The sequence below is a fragment of the Chania multitudinisentens RB-25 genome (assembly GCF_000520015.2).
Lineage (GTDB): Bacteria > Pseudomonadota > Gammaproteobacteria > Enterobacterales > Enterobacteriaceae > Chania > Chania multitudinisentens.
The window spans coordinates 2277355-2299608 of sequence record NZ_CP007044.2 but is presented as its reverse complement, the minus strand read 5'-3'; the positions used below and the strand labels follow the sequence as shown (position 1 = coordinate 2299608).

The 22254-nt window shown below is 51.5% G+C and carries 14 protein-coding genes, 2 tRNA genes and 3 rRNA genes; 12 read left to right on the top strand and 7 right to left on the bottom strand.

Annotation, left to right across the window (positions count from 1 at the left end; translation table 11 throughout):
- Positions 1-16: 16 nt before the first annotated feature.
- Together emrA and emrB are read left to right on the top strand one after the other, a co-directional pair.
- A complete protein-coding gene (gene emrA, locus Z042_RS10090; RefSeq protein WP_024912216.1) occupies positions 17-1189 on the top strand; it encodes a multidrug efflux MFS transporter periplasmic adaptor subunit EmrA in 1173 nt (390 codons plus the stop codon).
- Positions 1173-2741: a multidrug efflux MFS transporter permease subunit EmrB gene (gene emrB / locus Z042_RS10085; protein ID WP_162149745.1), complete on the top strand. Its 1569-nt coding sequence runs from the start codon at positions 1173-1175 to the stop codon at positions 2739-2741. The genes emrA and emrB overlap by 17 nt, the downstream gene beginning before the upstream one ends.
- Positions 2742-2797: 56 nt before the next feature.
- On the opposite strand, the gene Z042_RS10080 is transcribed toward emrB, so the two are convergent.
- Positions 2798-3883 carry a tRNA/rRNA methyltransferase gene (locus Z042_RS10080; protein WP_024912214.1) on the bottom strand — a complete coding sequence of 362 codons (1086 nt, stop codon included), beginning with the start codon at positions 3881-3883 and terminating at the stop codon, positions 2798-2800.
- Positions 3884-4228: 345 nt separating this feature from the next.
- Here Z042_RS10080 and trxC point away from each other — a divergent pair, with 345 nt between their 5' ends.
- The 4 genes from trxC (at position 4229) to pssA (ending at position 9805) form a co-directional block, all read left to right on the top strand.
- Positions 4229-4648 (top strand): thioredoxin TrxC, encoded by a 420-nt coding sequence (gene trxC / locus Z042_RS10075; RefSeq protein WP_024912213.1) that lies wholly within the window; start codon positions 4229-4231, stop codon positions 4646-4648.
- Between the two features lie 206 nt (positions 4649-4854).
- Positions 4855-5559 carry a tRNA-uridine aminocarboxypropyltransferase gene (locus Z042_RS10070; protein WP_024912212.1) on the top strand — a complete coding sequence of 235 codons (705 nt, stop codon included), beginning with the start codon at positions 4855-4857 and terminating at the stop codon, positions 5557-5559.
- Between the two features lie 76 nt (positions 5560-5635).
- The gene (locus tag Z042_RS10065; RefSeq protein ID WP_024912211.1) at positions 5636-8275 is read left to right on the top strand and encodes a bifunctional acetate--CoA ligase family protein/GNAT family N-acetyltransferase; all 2640 of its coding nucleotides are present in this window, start codon (positions 5636-5638) and stop codon (positions 8273-8275) included.
- A 177-nt stretch (positions 8276-8452) separates the two neighbouring features.
- Positions 8453-9805: a CDP-diacylglycerol--serine O-phosphatidyltransferase gene (gene pssA / locus Z042_RS10060; protein ID WP_417903535.1), complete on the top strand. Its 1353-nt coding sequence runs from the start codon at positions 8453-8455 to the stop codon at positions 9803-9805.
- Between the two features lie 237 nt (positions 9806-10042).
- Here pssA and rrf read toward each other — a convergent pair.
- The 6 genes from rrf to gmhB form a co-directional block, all read right to left on the bottom strand.
- Positions 10043-10158 (bottom strand): 5S ribosomal RNA (gene rrf, locus Z042_RS10055).
- A 119-nt stretch (positions 10159-10277) separates the two neighbouring features.
- Positions 10278-13186 (bottom strand): 23S ribosomal RNA (locus tag Z042_RS10050).
- Between the two features lie 216 nt (positions 13187-13402).
- Positions 13403-13478: transfer RNA gene (locus Z042_RS10045), tRNA-Ala, on the bottom strand.
- 131 nt (positions 13479-13609) lie between these two features.
- A tRNA-Ile gene (locus Z042_RS10040) sits at positions 13610-13686 on the bottom strand.
- Between the two features lie 73 nt (positions 13687-13759).
- Positions 13760-15301, bottom strand: a 16S ribosomal RNA gene (locus Z042_RS10035).
- The 16S, 23S and 5S rRNA genes sit together here with 2 tRNA genes alongside, the layout of an rRNA operon.
- A 367-nt stretch (positions 15302-15668) precedes the next feature.
- Positions 15669-16262, bottom strand: coding sequence for a D-glycero-beta-D-manno-heptose 1,7-bisphosphate 7-phosphatase (gene gmhB, locus Z042_RS10030; RefSeq protein ID WP_024910183.1), 594 nt, complete (start codon positions 16260-16262; stop codon positions 15669-15671).
- Between the two features lie 186 nt (positions 16263-16448).
- Between gmhB and metN the strand changes: the two genes are divergently transcribed.
- From metN to proS, 6 genes are all read left to right on the top strand, one after another.
- Positions 16449-17480 carry a methionine ABC transporter ATP-binding protein MetN gene (gene metN / locus Z042_RS10025; protein WP_024910182.1) on the top strand — a complete coding sequence of 344 codons (1032 nt, stop codon included), beginning with the start codon at positions 16449-16451 and terminating at the stop codon, positions 17478-17480.
- Positions 17473-18207 carry a methionine ABC transporter permease MetI gene (locus Z042_RS10020; RefSeq protein ID WP_024910181.1) on the top strand — a complete coding sequence of 245 codons (735 nt, stop codon included), beginning with the start codon at positions 17473-17475 and terminating at the stop codon, positions 18205-18207. Before metN ends, Z042_RS10020 begins: the two co-directional genes overlap by 8 nt.
- 103 nt (positions 18208-18310) lie before the next feature.
- On the top strand, positions 18311-19126 hold the full coding sequence (locus tag Z042_RS10015) for a MetQ/NlpA family lipoprotein (RefSeq protein ID WP_024910180.1): 816 nt from the start codon (positions 18311-18313) through the stop codon (positions 19124-19126).
- Between the two features lie 117 nt (positions 19127-19243).
- On the top strand, positions 19244-19648 hold the full coding sequence (rcsF, locus tag Z042_RS10010) for an Rcs stress response system protein RcsF (protein ID WP_024910179.1): 405 nt from the start codon (positions 19244-19246) through the stop codon (positions 19646-19648).
- Positions 19645-20352, top strand: a complete 708-nt coding sequence (tsaA, locus tag Z042_RS10005) for a tRNA (N6-threonylcarbamoyladenosine(37)-N6)-methyltransferase TrmO (RefSeq protein ID WP_024910178.1) — start codon at positions 19645-19647, stop codon at positions 20350-20352. Before rcsF ends, tsaA begins: the two co-directional genes overlap by 4 nt.
- 121 nt (positions 20353-20473) lie before the next feature.
- Positions 20474-22192 carry a proline--tRNA ligase gene (gene proS, locus Z042_RS10000; protein ID WP_024910177.1) on the top strand — a complete coding sequence of 573 codons (1719 nt, stop codon included), beginning with the start codon at positions 20474-20476 and terminating at the stop codon, positions 22190-22192.
- The last annotated feature ends 62 nt before the right edge of the window (positions 22193-22254 follow it).

Here is a 22254-nt window from a genome sequence, read left to right as displayed (position 1 = left end):
AAATGTGGAGAACACCATGAGTGCAAGCGAGGAAACTCAAATCCCGCAGCAACCGAAAAGTAAAAAGAAGCAGCGGAAATTTTGGCTGCTGCTATTGACGGTTATTTTTATTGTTATTGGGGTGGTTTATTCAGTGTATTGGTTCCTGGTACTGCGTCACCACCAGGAAACGGATAACGCCTATGTCGCCGGTAATCAGGTCCAGATCATGGCTCAGGTGGCTGGCAGCGTAAACAGTGTAACATTCGATAGCACGGATTTCGTCCGTAAAGGGGATGTTCTGCTGACGCTTGACCCTACTGACGCCGAACAAGCTTTTGAACGTGCGAAAACTGCGCTGGCCAACAGCGTGCGCCAAACGCATCAAGCGGTGATCAACAGCAAGCAGTATCAGGCCAATATTGCGCTGCGAAAATCTGAGCTGAGTAAAGCAGAAAACGATCTTAAACGCCGTGTGGTGCTGGGCAGCGTGGATGCGATTGGCCGCGAAGAATTGCAACACGCACGCGAAGCGGTAGACAGTGCCAAAGCTACGCTGGAAGTGGCGGTGCAGCAATACAATGCCAATCAGGCGATGGTGTTGGATACTCCGCTGGCAAAACAACCTGCCATTCTGCAAGCCGCAGCGCAGATGCGCGATGCCTGGATGGCACTGCAACGCACCCGCGTGCTCAGCCCGATTACGGGGTTTGTCTCACGCCGCAGTGTGCAAGTTGGCGCACAAATTTCGCCAGGAACCCCACTGATGGCTGTCGTTCCGGCGGATCACCTTTGGGTGGATGCCAACTTTAAAGAAACCCAGATCGCCAATATGCGCATTGGTCAACCCGCCACCGTGATCAGTGATATTTACGGTAGCGACGTGGTGTATACCGGTAAAGTAGTGGGAATCGATATGGGAACCGGCAGCGCTTTCTCCTTACTGCCCGCGCAAAACGCCACGGGTAACTGGATCAAAGTAGTGCAGCGCTTGCCAGTGCGTATTGAACTGGACCCGAAACAGGTTGCTGAACATCCGCTACGTATCGGCCTTTCGACGTTGGTCACCATTGATACCAACAACCGGGATGGTCTGATGCTTTCCGACACAGTGCGTGAACAACCGCGGTATGAAACCAGCGCATTGATGCTGGATCTGGCACCGGTTGACCAGATGATCGCCGATGTGATCCATGCAAACGCAGGTTAAACGCACGGGGGCTACCTTGGCACAAAAACCACTTGAAGGTGCCCAGCTTGCCTGGATGACGATTGCGCTCGCCATGGCGACCTTCATGCAGGTACTGGATTCCACCATTGCCAACGTTGCAATACCCACCATCTCAGGGAATCTCGGCTCTTCCAGTTCGCAGGGCACCTGGGTGATCACCTCGTTTGGGGTGGCGAATGCCATTTCCATTCCGATCACGGGCTGGCTGGCAAAGCGTATCGGCGAAGTACGTCTGTTTCTGTGGTCAACAGCGCTGTTCGTCCTCGCCTCTTGGCTGTGCGGTATCTCCAATAGCCTGGGCATGCTGATCTTTTTCCGTGTGATTCAGGGTGTAGTGGCGGGCCCATTGATACCGCTGTCGCAAAGTTTGCTGCTGAATAACTATCCACCAGCCAAACGAGCCATGGCACTGGCGCTTTGGTCAATGACGGTGATCGTCGCGCCGATTTTCGGGCCGATCCTCGGTGGCTATATCAGTGATAACTATCACTGGGGCTGGATTTTCTTTATCAACATTCCGATCGGGATATTTGTGATCCTGGCAGCCATGTCGACATTGAAAGGCCGGGAAACCAAAACCGAGATCAAACCTATCGATACCGTTGGTTTGGTCTTGTTGGTAGTGGGTGTCGGCTCGCTGCAAATCATGCTTGACCAGGGTAAAGAACTGGACTGGTTCCATTCGACGGAGATTATTATCCTGACAGTGGTGGCCGTGGTCGCACTGGTGTTCCTGGTGGTATGGGAATTGACCGATGACCACCCGGTAGTGGATTTGTCACTGTTCAAATCACGCAATTTTACTATCGGTTGCCTGTGTATCAGCCTGGCCTACATGCTGTACTTTGGGGCCATCGTGCTATTGCCGCAGTTGCTGCAAGAAGTGTATGGCTATACTGCTACCTGGGCAGGGCTGGCGTCTGCGCCGGTGGGGCTGATCCCGGTGATTTTGTCGCCGATCATTGGCCGTTTTGGTAACCGGTTGGATATGCGCCGCCTGGTCACCTTCAGCTTCATTATGTATGCCGTGTGTTTCTACTGGCGCGCCTATACTTTTGAGCCAGGGATGGACTTTGGTGCTTCGGCCTGGCCACAGTTTGTGCAGGGCTTTGCCATCGCCTGCTTCTTCATGCCGCTGACCACCATTACTTTGTCAGGGTTACCGCCAGAGCGCATGGCCGCCGCATCAAGTCTGTCGAACTTTACCCGAACGTTGGCAGGTTCTATCGGTACTTCGATTACCACCACGTTGTGGACCCAGCGTGAGTCGATGCATCATGCGAATTTGACGGAGTTTGTGAATCCGTTCAACCCACAGTCGCAGGAGATGTATACCAAGCTTGAAGAACTGGGGATGAGTAAACAGCAGGCTTCGGCGTATATCGCCAATGAGATCACCGCACAGGGGCTGATCATCTCGGCAAACGAGATTTTCTGGCTATCTGCGGGCGTCTTCCTGATCCTATTGGCCTTGGTCTGGTTCGCCAAGCCGCCATTCAGTTCCGGTGGTGGCAGCAGCGGTGCTCACTAAATACCTTAAAAGCAAAACGGGCGTTCAAAGCGCCCGTTTTTAAAGGAGTACAAAGATTACGCTTGGTTTTGGCGCCACCAGTCAGCCAACAGAATACCGGTTGCGACGGATACATTCAGGCTTTCCACCTTGCCAGTACCGCCGATAGACACACTCATATCACCCTGTTGCCAAGCACTGTCACTCAGGCCATCGCGTTCCTGGCCCAATACCAGCACCATCTTGGCCGGCAGCTTAGCCTGTGCCAACGCAGTACCTTTGTGGCTGGAGGTGGTCACGATGGTGTAACCCGCCTTGCGGAAAGTATCCAGCACCGACAGGAAATCATCCGCATTAATTGCCTTGATATGCTCTGCACCACCTTCTGCGGTACGCACCGCGGCACCCGACTCCAGCAAAGCAGGGTCCTGCAACAACACCGCGTTAACGCCAAAGTGTGCACAAGAACGCACGATCGCTCCCAAATTATGCGGGTTACCCACTTCTTCCAACGCCAACACACAATCTTTTGCCGGGGCAGTTTTCAGGTAGGTTGAGGCATCTAGACCTTGCCGTTTTTTGATCAGGAAACACACACCGCCGTGATGTTCAGTACCAGAGGCTTTCGCCAGCTCTTCTTCATCTACCACATGGTAAGCCTTGCGGTTCGCAGCCATCCAGCGCAACGCCTCGCGAAAACGCGGCGTGACAGACTGCACAAACCATGCCCGTACAATAGCTTCTGGGCGGCTGGCAAACAGCGCCTGGCAGGCATTTTCACCGTAAACACGGGTTTCCTCTGCACGCTGGCGGCGCAACTGCTCTGGGTCGATAAAGCTTTTGCCGCTGATCCCACCATGGTCAAACGCAGGTTCTTCTTCAGAACCGCGAGACACGGTTTTCCATGGGGAATCATACCCACCACGATCTTCAGTGCGCGCTGAGCGGCGAGGGCGATCACTTTCACTGCGGCGGGAATCAGAACCACGGCGATCATTACCGCGCGATTTATCCTGGCCAGCACGGCCAGAGCGTGCATTATCAGCCGGGCGGCCTTTACCATCCCGACGTTTATTTTTGTCACGGTTGTCGCCACTGTCATCATCGCTGCGGACGTACATCACTTTGACCTTACCGTTCTTGCCACTAAATGAATCGTTCATTGTCTTCTCCACCAACGCGCTGGGCGCGAAGATTACCTGATGTTAGTACACTAAGCCACTCACTTGCGCAAAAGCTGGCAACTATTACACTCATCGAATAAACCATTTGGTTCAATGCAGCATTTTTACTGATAATAAACAACATTCAAGATACATACCCGCAGCCCATACTCTAAATCATTCGAGTTGCCTGTAGGCGGCAATCCCGTAGGGTGAACCTTAGTCATAAGGCTCATAATCACCAAGAGCATAGCCAACTATGTGACAGGTGTGAGCGGACGCAGCCACCGATGCAACATGAAGTATGACGAGTATATAGCGCTGCATTAGCACCCGAGGCCCCCCATGAATACAGTCTGTGCAGCGTGCAATGCCATCAACCGCGTCCCTGAAGATCGTTTGGCAGATGGCGCTAAATGTGGCCGCTGTGGCCATGAATTATTCAATGGCGAAGTGATCAACGCCACTACCGCGACTCTTGACCACCTGTTGCAGGACGATTTGCCGGTTGTGGTCGATTTCTGGGCCCCTTGGTGTGGCCCGTGCCGCAGTTTCGCGCCTATCTTTGAAGATGTGGCCGAAGAACGAGCCGGAAAGATCCGCTTTGTGAAGGTCAACACCGAAGCCGAACCCGAACTGAGCACCCGTTTCCGTATCCGCAGCATTCCTACCATCATTATGTTCCGTGAGGGCAAAATGGTCGATATGCTTAACGGTGCCATGCCGAAAGTGCCATTTGATAACTGGCTCAACGACTTAGTCTAACGTAAAAACACCTGCTGCGCTGCCCCTGATTTATAACGCCAGCAACAAGCCCGTGTGCCCCCCACCGGGCTTTTTCTGCGCTCTCCCCTTAATAACTTGAAGCGACTGGGGCGTTAGCCGCTTTCACCGATATGTCATTCAGTGGCCCGCCTACCTGCAACTCCACGTATTTTGGGTATACAATGGTGGTTTTTCTCAGGATCGTTATGACTGACAACGCTGTACTCCGCCTGCGTCAATTTCGTTTAGCCAATGCTACCCGCCCATTCAGAGCTCGCGGCTGCCGTGTGATGCGTTGCCAGAATTGCTTATTGCCACAGCAGAATTGCCTGTGTGCTACCATCAAGCCGCAACACGCCAACAGCCGCTTCTGTCTGATGATGTTCGGGGCTGAACCCCTTAAACCCAGCAACACAGGCCGACTGATCGCTGATATCTTGCCAGATACCCAAGCATTTTTTTGGGCACGAACCGAAGTCGATCCAGGGCTGCTAGCGGCGATTAGCGATCCCGAACGCCAGCCTTACGTGGTATTTCCAGCCTCCTATGCCGACCCTGCCCGCCCGGTGTTCAGTGAGTTACCGGCCAACGGAAAACCACCGTTATTTATCATGCTGGATGGTACTTGGTCAGAAGCGCGCAAGATGTTCCGTAAAAGCCCGTATCTGGATCAACTCCCGGTCTTTTCGCTGAACGTGCGCACTGCCTCTGGCTATCAACTGCGTGAAGCCAGCCGTACCGAGCAGCACTGTACCGCAGAGGTGGCCGCTGCCTTGTTGCAACAGGCAGGAGACGAGCAGGCCGCTATCGGCCTTAGCCAGCATTTCAATCACTTCCGCGAACAGTATCTGGCGGGGAAACCTTCCCGCCCAGAGGCACCGGTCACAACAAACCTGGCAAAAAGTGCCTAAAATCAGGGATAAGATATCTATATATCAATCCTTTCACGCTATGGTGTGAAAGATTAGGGGATTCTGGGAGCCATCTATGAGCCAGCGTGGGTTAGAAGCATTGTTACGCCCCAAGTCGATCGCCGTCATCGGAGCTTCGCAACAACCCAATCGCGCAGGTTATTTAATGATGCGCAACCTGTTAGCCGGTGGTTTTAACGGCCCAGTTTTGCCCGTGACACCGCGTTACAAAGCCGTGTGTGGAGTGATGGCCTATCCAGACGTTGCCAGCCTGCCATTGACGCCCGATCTGGCCGTACTCTGTACTAACCCAAAGCGCAACCTGTCACTGATTGAAGCCCTGGGGGTTCGAGGTTGCAAAACCGCTATCGTACTCTCTTCCCCGGTGGAGCAATTCGCCGAACTCAAAGCCACCGCACAGCGTTATTCGATGCGCCTGCTTGGGCCAAACAGTTTGGGCCTGCTCGCGCCTTGGCAAGGCATCAACGCCAGTTTCTCACCGGTGCCAATCCAGAAAGGCAAGCTGGCGTTTATCTCCCAATCTGCCGCCGTCGCCAATACAGTGTTAGATTGGGCGCAACAGCGTGAAGTCGGTTTTTCTTATTTTATTGCTCTGGGGGATAGCCTGGATATCGACGTTGACGATCTGCTCGATTTCCTGGCTCGTGACAGCAAGACCAGCGCCATTCTGTTGTACCTAGAGAGTATCAATGATGCACGGCGCTTCCTTTCTGCCTCCCGAAGCGCTTCTCGCAATAAACCAATATTGGTGATCAAAAGTGGCCGCAGCCAACAGGCTCAGTTGCTGCTCAATAGCCAGCAGGGCTTGGATGCCGCCTATGATGCTGCGATCCAGCGCGCTGGTTTACTGCGTGTACAAGATACCCACGAGCTGTTTTCTGCCGTGGAAACCTTAAGCCATATGTACCCGTTACGCGGCGAACGGCTGATGATTGTCAGCAATGGCGCGGCACCAGCGGCCATGGCTCTGGACCAACTACTGGCCCGCAATGGTAAGCTGGCAACGTTGGCGGAAGAAACGCAGGAAAAACTTAGCGCCGCCCTGCCAGGTTTTATTCGGGCGGGTAATCCTATCGATCTGCGTGATGATGCTACACCACAACGCTATCTGGCAGCCTTGCAACCGCTGCTTGATAGCCATGATTATGATGCGTTACTGCTGATCCATGCCCCCAGTGCGGCATCACCAGGAACTGAAACCGCCGAGCAGTTGATTGAGACTATACGGCAGCACCCACGTGGAAAACGCATCACGTTGCTGACCAATTGGTGCGGGGAATATTCATCACAGGAAGCCCGCCGTCTGTTTACCGAGGCCGGGATCCCTACCTATCGCACACCTGAAGGCGCGGTTACCGCCTTTATGCACATGGTGGAATATCGCCGTAACCAGAAACAGTTGAAAGAAACACCGGCGCTGCCAATAGGGCTCACTGCTAATACTGCCGATGCACACCAATTGATTCATCAGGCATTGGCAGAAGGCGCCACCCAGCTCGACACTCATGAAGTGCAGCCGATCTTGCAAGCCTACGGCCTCAGCACATTACCAACCTGGATCGCCAGTGACAGCGCCGAAGCGGTACATATTGCCGAACAGATAGGCTATCCAGTCGCACTGAAACTGCGCTCCCCAGATATTCCACACAAATCCGAAGTGCAGGGTGTGATGCTCTATCTACGCACAGCCACCGAAGTACAGCGCGCAGCAGAAGCGATTCTTGATCGGGTGAAACGTACTTATCCGCAAGCGCGCATTCACGGATTATTGGTGCAAAGTATGGCCAACCGTGCTGGAGCACAGGAACTGCGTATCGCCGTGGAGCAAGATGCCATTTTCGGCCCACTCATTATGCTGGGCGAAGGTGGGGTTGAGTGGCGGCAGGAAAATCAGGTTGCCGTTGCACTGCCGCCGCTGAATATGGCGCTGGCACGTTATCTGATATTGCAGGCGGTAAAGGGCGGTAAGATCCGTGGCCGCAGTGCGTTACGCCCGCTCGATATTCCTGGGCTTAGCCGGTTGTTAGTTCAGGTTTCTAACCTGATTCTGGATTGCCCACAGATTTCACGTCTTGATATTCACCCGGTACTGGCTTCTGGCAACGAATTCACCCTATTAGATGTGTCAATGCAGCTCACCGCTTTCAGCGGCGATCCTCAGGCCCGGCTGGCTATCCGCCCCTATCCTCACGAACTGGAAGAAACCATTACATTGAAAGATGGTTCGCAATGCCTGTTCCGCCCGATCCTGCCGGAAGATGAACCTGCACTAAAGCATTTTATCGATCGAGTCACCAAAGAGGATCTTTACTACCGCTACTTCAGTGAGATCAATGAGTTTAGCCATGATGATTTGGCTAACATGACCCAAATCGACTATGATCGTGAGATGGCATTCGTCGCGGTACGTAATGGCGAAGAAATTATTGGTGTCACCCGTGCTTATTCAGATCCCGATAATACCGATGCAGAATTCGCCGTCTTGGTACGCTCAGATCTGAAAGGTTTGGGACTGGGTCGGCAACTATTGCTGAAAATGATTGGTTATGCGCGTGCACGTGGCTTGGTTCGCCTGATCGGTATTACGATGCCGAATAATCGAGGTATGGTAATGCTGGCGCAAAAGCTTGGCTTTGCGATTGATATACAAATTGACGAGGGGATTGTCAATTTAACCTTGCCGTTACAGGCGTAGCGTAACACAATGATTTTACACCCAGAGCAAAATTGAACCTCCGCAGGGCGGTACTATACCGCCATAACTTCAAGAACAAAGGGGATAGTGGTATTATTCCTAACTATTCGAGAAAATGATTCGAATATAAGTGGCATTCCGGCCATCCAAACCTGAGAGAAGAAGCGCACTGTGATGTTGTCAAAATTCAAACGTAGCAAACATCAACAACACCTTGCCCAACTGCCCAAACTCCCCCAGACGGCTGCTAATATCCGTACTCTCTACGCTCCTTCTGATTTCCGCACCACGCTATTGGAATCGATCGCTAACGCTAAAACGCGTATCTATTTGGTCACGCTCTATCTCGAGCATGATGACGCAGGCCGCGATATCCTGAATGCACTTTATCAGGCCAAACAGCAACGCCCAGAGCTGGAGATTTGTGTACTGGTTGACTGGCACCGCGCCCAACGCGGGCGTATTGGTGCTGCTGCAACCAATACCAATGCGGATTGGTATTGTGCTATGGCGGCCCAACATCCGCAGGTTTTAGTCCCCATTTACGGCGTACCGGTTAATACCCGTGAAGCGTTAGGGGTACTGCATTTGAAAGGCTTTGTGATCGACGATACCGTTATTTACAGCGGTGCCAGTATCAATGACGTTTACCTGCATCAGCATGATAAGTACCGCTATGATCGCTATCAGTTGGTCACCAATGAGGTATTAGCGAACACCTTGACCGGTTATATCACACAGCATTTGTTGACCGCAGGCGCCGTACAACGGCTTGACCGTAATGATCGCCCCAAAAATTTGGAGATCAAAAACGAAACCCGTCTATTCCGTTTTGCTTTACGCCGCGCGAATTACCAGTTTCATGGCAAAGCGAGTAATAACGAACTGGCCGTGACCCCACTGGTCGGCTTGGGTAAACAAAGTCTTCTGAATAAAACCATTCATCACCTGATGGCCTGCGCCGATCAAAAATTGACGCTATGCACACCTTACTTCAATTTACCTACTCCATTGGTACGCAATATTATTCATCTGCTGCGCCAAGGGAAACAGGTAGAAATCATTGTTGGTGATAAAACTGCTAATGATTTCTACATTCCTGAAGATCAACCGTTCAAGATTATCGGTGCATTACCTTATCTTTACGAGATTAATCTACGCCGTTTCCTGAACCGTCTACAGCGTTATGTCGATACAGGCCAGCTTATCGTGCGATTGTGGAAAGACGAAGATAACAGCTACCACCTGAAAGGCATGTGGGTAGATGATACCTGGCAATTAATCACCGGCAATAACCTTAATCCACGAGCTTGGCGGCTAGATCTGGAGAATGCGATCCTGATCCACGATCCTAAACAAGAGATACGGGAACAACGCCACAAAGAATTAGAGATGATTCGTACCCACACCATCGTGGTCAATAGTTATCTTGAGCTACAAAGCATCCAGCAATATCCGGTTAAAGTGCACAAACTGATTCGTCGCCTGCGCCGTATTCGTATCGACAGATTGATTAGCCGTATACTTTAGCCCCGTTATAACGATTTCCAACACAGCCCGGCAATGCCGGGTTTTTTTGTCTGTAACGAAACAGGATATTCTCACAATAAGAAGGTGAAAATGTTTCATCGCCAGAGGGGACGGCTAGGAAGACGGTACTCGCTTACAGCATTTATCACCTTTGCACGCTACTAATGTGCCCAACGTTGTTTTTAGCACACAGCAAAAAGCCCCATGCTTTCGCATGGGGCTTTCCACTTGTTTGATGCCTGGCAGTGTCCTACTCTCGCATGGGGAGACCCCACACTACCATCGGCGCTACGGCGTTTCACTTCTGAGTTCGGCATGGGGTCAGGTGGGACCACCGCGCTATTGCCGCCAGGCAAATTCCATTTAATCAACCCGCTTCACTTGCATGCAGCCAGTCAATCCAATCCGGGAACATCGCTGAATATTAAAACTCACTACTCTCTGTCTCTCACCAAAACACCTTCGGTGTTGTAAGGTTAAGCCTCACGGTTCATTAGTACTGGTTAGCTCAATGCATCGCTGCACTTACACACCCAGCCTATCTACGTCTTCGTCTTAAACGTTCCTTTAGGGTCCTCAAGGGACCAGGGAAGACTCATCTCGAGGCGAGTTTCGTGCTTAGATGCTTTCAGCACTTATCTCTTCCGCACTTAGCTACCGGGCAGTGCCATTGGCATGACAACCCGAACACCAGCGGTGCGTTCACTCCGGTCCTCTCGTACTAGGAGCAACCCCTCTCAATCTTCCAACGCCCACGGCAGATAGGGACCGAACTGTCTCACGACGTTCTAAACCCAGCTCGCGTACCACTTTAAATGGCGAACAGCCATACCCTTGGGACCTACTTCAGCCCCAGGATGTGATGAGCCGACATCGAGGTGCCAAACACCGCCGTCGATATGAACTCTTGGGCGGTATCAGCCTGTTATCCCCGGAGTACCTTTTATCCGTTGAGCGATGGCCCTTCCATTCAGAACCACCGGATCACTAAGACCTACTTTCGTACCTGCTCGAGCCGTCACTCTCGCAGTCAAGCTAGCTTATGCCTTTGCACTAACCTCACGATGTCCGACCGTGATTAGCTAACCTTCGTGCTCCTCCGTTACGCTTTGGGAGGAGACCGCCCCAGTCAAACTACCCACCAGACACTGTCCTCACCCCGGGTTACGGGGCAAAGTTAGAACATCAAACATTAAAGGGTGGTATTTCAAGGTTGGCTCCATGCAGACTGGCGTCCACACTTCACTGCCTCCCACCTATCCTACACATCAAGGCTCAATGTTCAGTGTCAAGCTATAGTAAAGGTTCACGGGGTCTTTCCGTCTTGCCGCGGGTACACTGCATCTTCACAGCGAGTTCAATTTCACTGAGTCTCGGGTGGAGACAGCCTGGCCATCATTACGCCATTCGTGCAGGTCGGAACTTACCCGACAAGGAATTTCGCTACCTTAGGACCGTTATAGTTACGGCCGCCGTTTACTGGGGCTTCGATCAAGAGCTTCGCCTTGCGGCTAACCCCATCAATTAACCTTCCAGCACCGGGCAGGCGTCACACCGTATACGTCCACTTTCGTGTTTGCACAGTGCTGTGTTTTTAATAAACAGTTGCAGCCAGCTGGTATCTGCGACTGGCTTCAGCTCCAGGAGCAAGTCCCTTCACCTACGTGCCAGCGTGCCTTCTCCCGAAGTTACGGCACCATTTTGCCTAGTTCCTTCACCCGAGTTCTCTCAAGCGCCTGGGTATTCTCTACCTGACCACCTGTGTCGGTTTGGGGTACGATTCTGTGTTACCTGGAGCTTAGAGGCTTTTCCTGGAAGCTTGGCATCAACCACTTCGCCACCGTAGTGACTCGTCATCACGCCTCAGGGTTGAATAAGAGAACGGATTTACCAATTCTCTCCCCCTACACGCTTAAACCGGGACAACCGTCGCCCGGCCAGCCTAGCCTTCTCCGTCCCCCCTTCGCAGTAACACCGAGTACGGGAATATTAACCCGTTTCCCATCGACTACGCTTTTCAGCCTCGCCTTAGGGGTCGACTCACCCTGCCCCGATTAACGTTGGACAGGAACCCTTGGTCTTCCGGCGAGCGGGTTTTTCACCCGCTTTATCGTTACTTATGTCAGCATTCGCACTTCTGATACCTCCAGCAGCCCTCACAGACCACCTTCAACGGCTTACAGAACGCTCCCCTACCCAACAACGCCTAAGCGTCGCTGCCGCAGCTTCGGTGCATGGTTTAGCCCCGTTACATCTTCCGCGCAGGCCGACTCGACCAGTGAGCTATTACGCTTTCTTTAAATGATGGCTGCTTCTAAGCCAACATCCTGGCTGTCTGTGCCTTCCCACATCGTTTCCCACTTAACCATGACTTTGGGACCTTAGCTGGCGGTCTGGGTTGTTTCCCTCTTCACGACGGACGTTAGCACCCGCCGTGTGTCTCCCGTGATAACATTCTTCGGTATTCGGAGTTTGCATCGGGTTGGTAAGCCGGGATGGCCCCCTAGCCGAAACAGTGCTCTACCCCCGAAGATGAGTTCACGAGGCGCTACCTAAATAGCTTTCGGGGAGAACCAGCTATCTCCCGGTTTGATTGGCCTTTCACCCCCAGCCACAAGTCATCCGCTAATTTTTCAACATTAGTCGGTTCGGTCCTCCAGTTAGTGTTACCCAACCTTCAACCTGCCCATGGCTAGATCACCGGGTTTCGGGTCTATACCTTGCAACTAGACGCCCAGTTAAGACTCGGTTTCCCTACGGCTCCCCTATTCGGTTAACCTTGCTACAAAATATAAGTCGCTGACCCATTATACAAAAGGTACGCAGTCACCCCATTAAGAGGCTCCCACTGCTTGTACGTACACGGTTTCAGGTTCTGTTTCACTCCCCTCGCCGGGGTTCTTTTCGCCTTTCCCTCACGGTACTGGTTCACTATCGGTCAGTCAGGAGTATTTAGCCTTGGAGGATGGTCCCCCCATATTCAGACAGGATGTCACGTGTCCCGCCCTACTCATCGAACTCACAACCTGTGCATTTTGGTGTACGGGGCTATCACCCTTTACTGCGCGACTTTCCAGACGCTTCCACTAACACACAGGCTGATTCAGGTTCTGGGCTTTTCCCCGTTCGCTCGCCGCTACTGGGGGAATCTCGGTTGATTTCTTTTCCTCGGGGTACTGAGATGTTTCAGTTCCCCCGGTTCGCCTCATGACACTATGGATTCATGTCATGATAGTGTGTCGAAACACACTGGGTTTCCCCATTCGGGTATTGCCGGTTATTGCGGTTCATATCACCTTACCGGCACTTTTCGCAGATTAGCACGCCCTTCATCGCCTCTGACTGCCTAGGCATCCACCGTGTACGCTTAGTCACTTAACCTCACAACCCGAAGGTGTCTTCTGTAAACAGAGAACACATCGTGCTGTAAACATTTGAGAGACTCTCTGACAGGGTACTCCTTATCCCCATAACTCTACGGTGGGATAAGTTTCAGCTGTCAGGTTTCAATTTTCAGCTTGTTCCAGATTGTTAAAGAGCAAAATACGTCGCAGTATACTGTTGCCAGTACACTCTGAAGTATCATCAAGGACGTTATGGTGGAGCTAAGCGGGATCGAACCGCTGACCTCCTGCGTGCAAGGCAGGCGCTCTCCCAGCTGAGCTATAGCCCCATACGTCACGTGCAAAAACCTTTATGGGTACCAACTCAACCAAGAGTCAATCGTTACTCAGGCAAGGCATGCGAAAGGGACGTTCACTTTCGGTAAACGACCACGCGCATAACGCAGCATAAGTACAAATTTGGTAGGCCTGAGTGGACTTGAACCACCGACCTCACCCTTATCAGGGGTGCGCTCTAACCACCTGAGCTACAAGCCTATAAAGGGTTTTCTGCTCGTTACTTTTCATCAGACAATCTGTTGTGAACACTCACGCAATCAATATCATTCGGTAAGGAGGTGATCCAACCGCAGGTTCCCCTACGGTTACCTTGTTACGACTTCACCCCAGTCATGAATCACAAAGTGGTAAGCGCCCTCCCGAAGGTTAAGCTACCTACTTCTTTTGCAACCCACTCCCATGGTGTGACGGGCGGTGTGTACAAGGCCCGGGAACGTATTCACCGTAGCATTCTGATCTACGATTACTAGCGATTCCGACTTCATGGAGTCGAGTTGCAGACTCCAATCCGGACTACGACGTACTTTATGAGGTCCGCATGCCTTCGCAGGGTAGCTTCTCTTTGTATACGCCATTGTAGCACGTGTGTAGCCCTACTCGTAAGGGCCATGATGACTTGACGTCATCCCCACCTTCCTCCAGTTTATCACTGGCAGTCTCCTTTGAGTTCCCGGCCTAACCGCTGGCAACAAAGGATAAGGGTTGCGCTCGTTGCGGGACTTAACCCAACATTTCACAACACGAGCTGACGACAGCCATGCAGCACCTGTCTCACGGTTCCCGAAGGCACCAAGCCATCTCTGGCAAGTTCCGTGGATGTCAAGAGTAGGTAAGGTTCTTCGCGTTGCATCGAATTAAACCACATGCTCCACCGCTTGTGCGGGCCCCCGTCAATTCATTTGAGTTTTAACCTTGCGGCCGTACTCCCCAGGCGGTCGACTTAACGCGTTAGCTCCGGAAGCCACGCCTCAAGGGCACAACCTCCAAGTCGACATCGTTTACAGCGTGGACTACCAGGGTATCTAATCCTGTTTGCTCCCCACGCTTTCGCACCTGAGCGTCAGTCTCTGTCCAGGGGGCCGCCTTCGCCACCGGTATTCCTCCAGATCTCTACGCATTTCACCGCTACACCTGGAATTCTACCCCCCTCTACAAGACTCTAGCCTGCCAGTTTCGGATGCAGTTCCCAGGTTAAGCCCGGGGATTTCACATCCGACTTCACAGACCGCCTGCGTGCGCTTTACGCCCAGTAATTCCGATTAACGCTTGCACCCTCCGTATTACCGCGGCTGCTGGCACGGAGTTAGCCGGTGCTTCTTCTGTGGGTAACGTCAATGCACAGCGCTATTCACACTGTACCCTTCCTCCCCACTGAAAGTGCTTTACAACCCTAAGGCCTTCTTCACACACGCGGCATGGCTGCATCAGGCTTGCGCCCATTGTGCAATATTCCCCACTGCTGCCTCCCGTAGGAGTCTGGGCCGTGTCTCAGTCCCAGTGTGGCTGGTCATCCTCTCAGACCAGCTAGGGATCGTCGCCTAGGTGAGCCATTACCCCACCTACTAGCTAATCCCATCTGGGCACATCCGATGGCGTGAGGCCCGAAGGTCCCCCACTTTGGTCCGTAGACGTCATGCGGTATTAGCTACCGTTTCCAGTAGTTATCCCCCTCCATCGGGCAGTTTCCCAGACATTACTCACCCGTCCGCCGCTCGCCGGCAAAGTAGCAAGCTACTTCCCGCTGCCGCTCGACTTGCATGTGTTAGGCCTGCCGCCAGCGTTCAATCTGAGCCATGATCAAACTCTTCAATTAAAAGCTTGATGTGCTGCAACACGTGCAGCGATGCTCGAAAACTAACGTTTGTAATAATTCACTTAAATGAATTACTGCTTGGTCACTCTTCAAGACTTGATATTTTTTGCCACCGAAGTGGCTGGATATCGTCTTGTGAGTGCCCACACAGATTGTCTGATAAATTGTTAAAGAGCAGTGAGTTACGCGCTTTCGCTTGCTAACTCGAGGTGGCGTATATTACGCTTTCCTCTTTCAGAGTCAACCTTAATTTGCAGGTTTTTTCTCTGTGACCTTCAGAGACTCTGTGATGGTATTCGCAGGCTCCGTGTCGATGGAGGCGCATTATAGGGAGCGGATTCAGAATAACAAGGGATAATATTCACTTTTATTCTGATCGTTCATTATTCGCACACAATGAAACCCGATTTTTAATCGCTCCCGGCAGTTCTTGCAGGCTGTTCAGTACCCAATCCGCCGTTTTTTCGCCTTCTGCCGTAACGGGTTTACCGGTTCGTACCAGGACTTTAGTGCCTATGCCCGCTGCGGTAGCAGCCTGCATATCTTCGATTTTATCGCCAACCATATAAGAAGCCGCCAGATCGATATTCAGCTCTTTTTGCGCCTGCAGCAACATACCCGGCTGCGGTTTGCGACAATCACATGTTTGACGATATTCTTCTATTACTGCTTCCGGGTGATGTGGGCAGAAGTAAATGCCATCCAGATCGACATCACGATCGGCCAGCGACCAGTCCATCCATTCGGTCAACCGCATGAACTGATCTTCGCTGAATTTACCACGGGCGATACCTGACTGGTTGGTGACTAGCACCAGCGCAAAGCCCATATTTTTCAGCTCACGGCATGCATCAATTACACCATCAATAAATTGGAAGTCGTCTATTTCATGGACATATCCATGATCTACATTAATCGTACCGTCACGATCTAAGAAAATTGCTGGAACGCGTTGTGTCACCGGTTTGCTCCTGAAGGGCTGAAAACGCACACAGTATCGCATGTTTTACCACAGTCTGAGAACGCTGAAGAACAGCGTTAGCGTTGACTTAGACGTCTAGACGCCTTAACATCTGAGCTACACCTTGGCTCCAGCCGAGGTTTACTTTTATCTAGCCACGGGCAACCACGCTAAAATAAGAAGAATATGATTAAACTTTCGAACATCACCAAAGTATTTCAGCAGGGATCACGCACCATAAGTGCACTTTCTGACGTGACCCTTCACGTCCCTGCCGGGCAAATTTATGGCGTTATCGGTGCCTCTGGCGCCGGTAAGAGTACACTGATCCGCTGCGCCAACATGCTTGAACGTCCAACATCCGGCACCGTTTTGGTGGATGGCCAGGATCTGACTTCCTTATCGGAAAGCGAGTTAACACACGCGCGCCGTCAGATTGGCATGATTTTCCAGCACTTTAATCTACTCTCTTCACGCACGGTCTTTGGTAACGTCTCGCTACCGCTAGAATTGGACAACACACCACGTGCAGAAATCAAAAAACGCGTGGCTGAGCTACTCGAACTGGTCGGTTTATCAGATAAATATGATGCTTATCCGGCTAATTTATCAGGTGGCCAGAAACAACGGGTGGCAATTGCGCGTGCCTTGGCCAGCAACCCTAAAGTGCTGTTGTGTGACGAAGCCACCAGCGCACTCGACCCAGCCACAACGCGTTCCATCCTGGAGTTACTGAAGGATATTAACCGCCGCTTGGGTTTGACCATTCTGTTGATTACGCATGAGATGGACGTTGTAAAACGCATTTGCGATCAGGTTGCTGTTATCAGCCAAGGGCAACTGATTGAAAAAGGCAGCGTCGGTGAAGTATTTTCCCACCCCAAAACACCTTTAGCACAACAGTTTATTCAATCCACACTGCATCTGGATATCCCAGATGATTATGCCACACGCCTGGTGCAGGATCGCACCAGCGGGCGCCAGCCGCTGTTGCGCTTGGAATTCACCGGTCAATCTGTTGATGCTCCTTTGTTATCAGAAGCCGCTCGCCGCTTTAACGTGAATAACAACATTATCAGCGCGCAGATGGACTACGCTGGTGGTGTTAAATTCGGCGTAATGCTGGCTGAGTTGCATGGTTCTGACGAGGATGCACTGGCAACAATTCAATTCCTACAGGAAAATCAGGTAAAAGTAGAGGTTCTGGGTTATGTCTGAGGCAATGATATGGTTAATGGCGCGTGGGATTTGGGAAACTATCACGATGACCTTTGTCTCCGGCTTTTTCGGCTTTGTACTGGGTCTGCCGATAGGCGTATCGCTCTACATTTCACGGCCAGGACAGTCGGTTATTGACAACAAAAATATGTTTAGCAAAGGAGCGCTATTACAAGTCAATACGCGCAATAAAGCTTATGCTTTTATTTTTCGCCTCTTGTTTACTAACTATCGAGTAACATCTACGTTAGTGAATATTTTCCGTTCCATCCCCTTTATTATCTTATTGGTATGGATGATTCCTTTCACCCGTATGATCGTTGGCACCTCTATCGGCTTGCAGGCTGCCATCGTGCCACTGACCGTTGGTGCAGCGCCCTTTATTGCCCGCATGGTGGAAAACGCTCTGTTGGAAATCCCATCTGGCTTGATAGAAGCCGCCCGCGCAATGGGAGCCACGCCAATGCAAATCATCAAGAAAGTGCTGTTGCCAGAAGCGCTCCCCGGTTTGGTGAATGCGGCTACTATCACGCTGATTACCTTGGTAGGTTATTCCGCGATGGGCGGTGCAGTGGGCGCTGGGGGTTTAGGTCAAATTGGTTATCAGTATGGTTATATTGGTTATAACGCGACTGTCATGAATACGGTATTAATATTACTGGTCGTTTTGGTCTACCTGATTCAGTTCTGTGGCGACCGTATTGTTAAGGCCGTTACTCATAAATAGTTTTTACAGCAACGCGCTCACATCAATCCAACAGATTTCAGGTTGTGGCTTGGAAAATGAAGGGTAAAGCGTATTTCATATGCGAGTCTAATGAGGAAAGGATATGTCGTTAAAATTTAAATCCATCGCAGTAATCGGCGCATTGATCGGCACTCTGGCTCTAAGCGGTTGTGGCCAGGACGAAAAAGATCCGAATCATATCAAAGTGGGCGTTATTGTCGGTGCTGAACAACAAGTCGCTGAAGTTGCGCAAAAAGTTGCTAAAGAAAAATATGGTCTGGATGTTGAACTGGTGACATTCAACGATTATGTCTTACCAAACGAAGCGTTGAGCAAAGGCGATATCGATCTGAATGCTTTCCAGCATAAACCCTATCTGGATCAACAAATCAAAGATCGTGGTTATAAACTGGTTCCGGTCGGTAATTCCTTTGTTTACCCCATCGCTGGCTATTCCAAAAAGATCAAATCCCTGGATGAGCTGACAGAGGGGGCGCAAATTGCACTGCCTAACGACCCAACCAACCTGGGGCGTTCACTGTTACTGCTGGAGAAACAAGGTCTGATTAAACTGAAAGACGGTGTTGGCCTGCTGCCTACCGTACTGGATGTGATCGAAAACCCGAAAAACCTCAAGCTGGTAGAACTGGAAGCCCCACAATTGCCACGTTCATTGGACGATCAGCAGATTGCACTGGCCATCATCAATACCACTTACGCCAGCCAGATTGGTTTGACGCCGGCCAAAGATGGCCTGTTTGTTGAAGATAAAGAATCACCTTATGTCAACATCATCGTTGCTCGTGAAGATAACAAGGATGCGGAAAACGTGAAGAAATTCGTCCAGGCTTATCAGTCTGACGAAGTTTACGACGCAGCAAATAAAATCTTCAACGGTGGCGCAGTGAAAGGCTGGTAATCGTTCAATACTTAATTTTATTCCTATAATTGCAAGACGGGCTCCGGCCCGTCTTGTTATTTTGGTCAGAGATTGTTTCAATAACGCCACGTTTATACAAAAGACAGAGGAATCTCAATGCGTGTTCTACCTCTCTGTTTGTTAGCGCTTTTGCTGGCCGGATGTTCTACGCAGCACAAAGCACCATCCACAACAAACAGCACTAGCACACCGGTAGCAACCGCACCGGCAAAATCGGTGCCAGCAGCACGTCCAGCACCCGTCAGGCTGTACAAAAATGCAGAAGAATTACTGGGTAAACCTTTCCGCGATCTGGGTGAAGTTTCCGGCTCATCCTGCCAAATGTCCATTCAGGCCCCCCCTCCGAATCTGGCAACGGCCCGCAAACGTATGCAAAACCGCGCTTCCTCAATGAAGGCCAATGCCGTTTTGCTGCATGACTGCCAGATTATCAGGGGCGTTGCTGGTTGTTATCAACAGGCCATTTGCCAAGGTTCTGCGCTTAACGTTTCGGCCAAATGACCGAGTTCGTTTTTAATCAGATCGGTATTATCCGTTCACCGTATAAAGAAAAATTCGCGGTTCCCCGTCAACCGGGGTTAGTCGAAGACGGCGGTGGGGAATTGGTGTTATTGCCGCCTTATAATCAGGCAGAGGCGGTACGTGGCCTCAGCGAATTCAGCCATCTGTGGGTGATGTTCGTCTTCCATCAAACCATGGAGGGGGGCTGGAGGCCGACGGTCAGGCCACCACGGCTGGGTGGCAATGCTCGTATGGGGGTTTTCGCCACCCGTTCGACCTTCCGCCCTAACCCGCTCGGTATGTCACTGATTGAGCTGAAAGGCGTCAAAATCCAAGGCAGTGAAGTGGTGCTAGAGTTAGGTAGCCTCGATCTGGTTGACGGTACGCCGGTGATTGATATCAAGCCTTATCTGCCGTTTGCCGAAAGCCATCCTCAAGCCCGTGCCGGGTTCGCACAAAATGCCCCTGTTGGTGATATGCCGGTCTATTTCTCTGCTCAGGCAGAGCAACAATTGCAGCAGCATTTGCAGCGCTATCCTAATTTACGCCGTTTTATCAGTCAGGTATTGGCGCAAGACCCTCGGCCAGCCTACCGCAAAGAGGAAACGGCAGAACGGGAATATGCGGTCTGGTTATTGGAGTTCAACGTGCGCTGGCGGGTTGTCAATGCTCAAACTGAAGTGCTGTCACTCGACACCCGTTAAAATTCCACCGTCTCTCTTTTGACAACCGCCCTGCGCTGGTAAACTAAGCCACTTTTGAAAATTTTGGCTGCCACTCCTGGTAGCCCGATGCAATTTGCAGTTCTAACGGAACCAAAACATCATGCGTACTAGCCAATATTTGCTCTCCACGTTGAAGGAGACACCTGCCGATGCCGAAGTGATCAGTCACCAGTTGATGCTGCGCGCCGGAATGATTCGCAAGCTGGCCTCTGGTCTTTATACCTGGTTGCCAACGGGCCTGCGGGTTCTGAAGAAGGTTGAAAACATCGTTCGTGAAGAAATGAACAATGCCAACGCGATCGAAGTTTCCATGCCAGTCGTCCAACCTGCGGACTTGTGGCAGGAGAGTGGCCGTTGGGAACAGTATGGCCCTGAATTGCTGCGTTTTGTTGATCGCGGCGATCGTCCTTTCGTTCTCGGCCCGACGCATGAAGAAGTCATTACCGATCTGATTCGCAATGAAATCAGTTCTTACAAGCAATTGCCGTTGAATTTCTTCCAAATTCAGACAAAATTCCGTGACGAAGTTCGCCCGCGTTTCGGCGTTATGCGTTCTCGTGAATTCCTGATGAAAGATGCCTATTCATTCCATACGACACAGGAATCCCTACAGGCGACCTATGACGCCATGTACACCGCCTACAGCAAGATTTTCAGCCGCATGGGGCTGGACTTCCGTCCGGTGCTGGCCGATACCGGCTCGATTGGGGGGAGTGCATCACACGAATTCCAAGTGCTGGCAAGCAGCGGCGAAGATGATATCGTGTTCTCCACCGGCTCCGATTACGCGGCCAACATTGAGCTGGCAGAAGCCATCGCGCCAGCTCAACCACGTGGTGCGGCAACGGAAGAACTGCGTATTATTGATACCCCTAACGCTAAAACCATCGCCGAGCTGGTAGAGCAATTCCAACTGCCGGTTGAAAAAACGCTGAAAACCCTGCTGGTGCGTGCTGCCGAAGAGAGCGGCCACAAGCTGGTTGCCTTGCTGGTACGTGGCGATCACGAACTGAATGAAATCAAAGCCGAGAAACTGCCGCAGGTAGCTACGCCATTAACCTTCGCCACTGACGAAGAAATCCGTGCTGTGGTGGGTGCTGGCCCTGGTTCTCTTGGCCCGATCAAACTGCCGATGCCTGTGATCATCGATCGCAGCGTAGCGGCAATGAGCGATTTTGGTGCCGGGGCCAATATCGATGGTAAACACTACTTCGGTATTAACTGGGAACGCGATCTGCCGTTGCCGCAGGTTGCTGACCTTCGTAACGTCGTTGAAGGCGATGCCAGCCCGGATGGTAAAGGGACTCTGCTGATCAAACGCGGTATCGAAGTAGGCCATATCTTCCAGTTAGGCACTAAATATTCAGAAGCGATGAAAGCCACCGTACAAGGCGAAGATGGCCGTAATCAGATACTGACGATGGGGTGCTACGGTATTGGGGTGACTCGCGTGGTAGCAGCAGCCATTGAGCAGAACCACGATGATCGTGGCATTGTCTGGCCAGACGCGATTGCACCCTTCCAGGTTGCCATTCTGCCCATGAACATGCACAAATCATTCCGCGTGCAGGCGCTGGCTGAGGAGCTTTACAACATTCTGCGTTCTCACGGTATTGACGTTATTCTTGATGACCGCAAGGAGCGCCCTGGGGTGATGTTTGCCGATATGGAACTGATCGGCGTGCCTCATTCCATCGTGATCGGCGATCGTAACCTTGACAGTGAAGAAATTGAATACAAAAACCGCCGGGTTGGCGAAAAGCAGATGATTAAAACCGACGAAATCGTTGATTTCCTGCTGGCTCAAATCAAACGCTGATATATTCAATACGGTATAAGGAACACCCTGTTTCGCAGGGTGTTTTGCTAAGGACGCCGTTT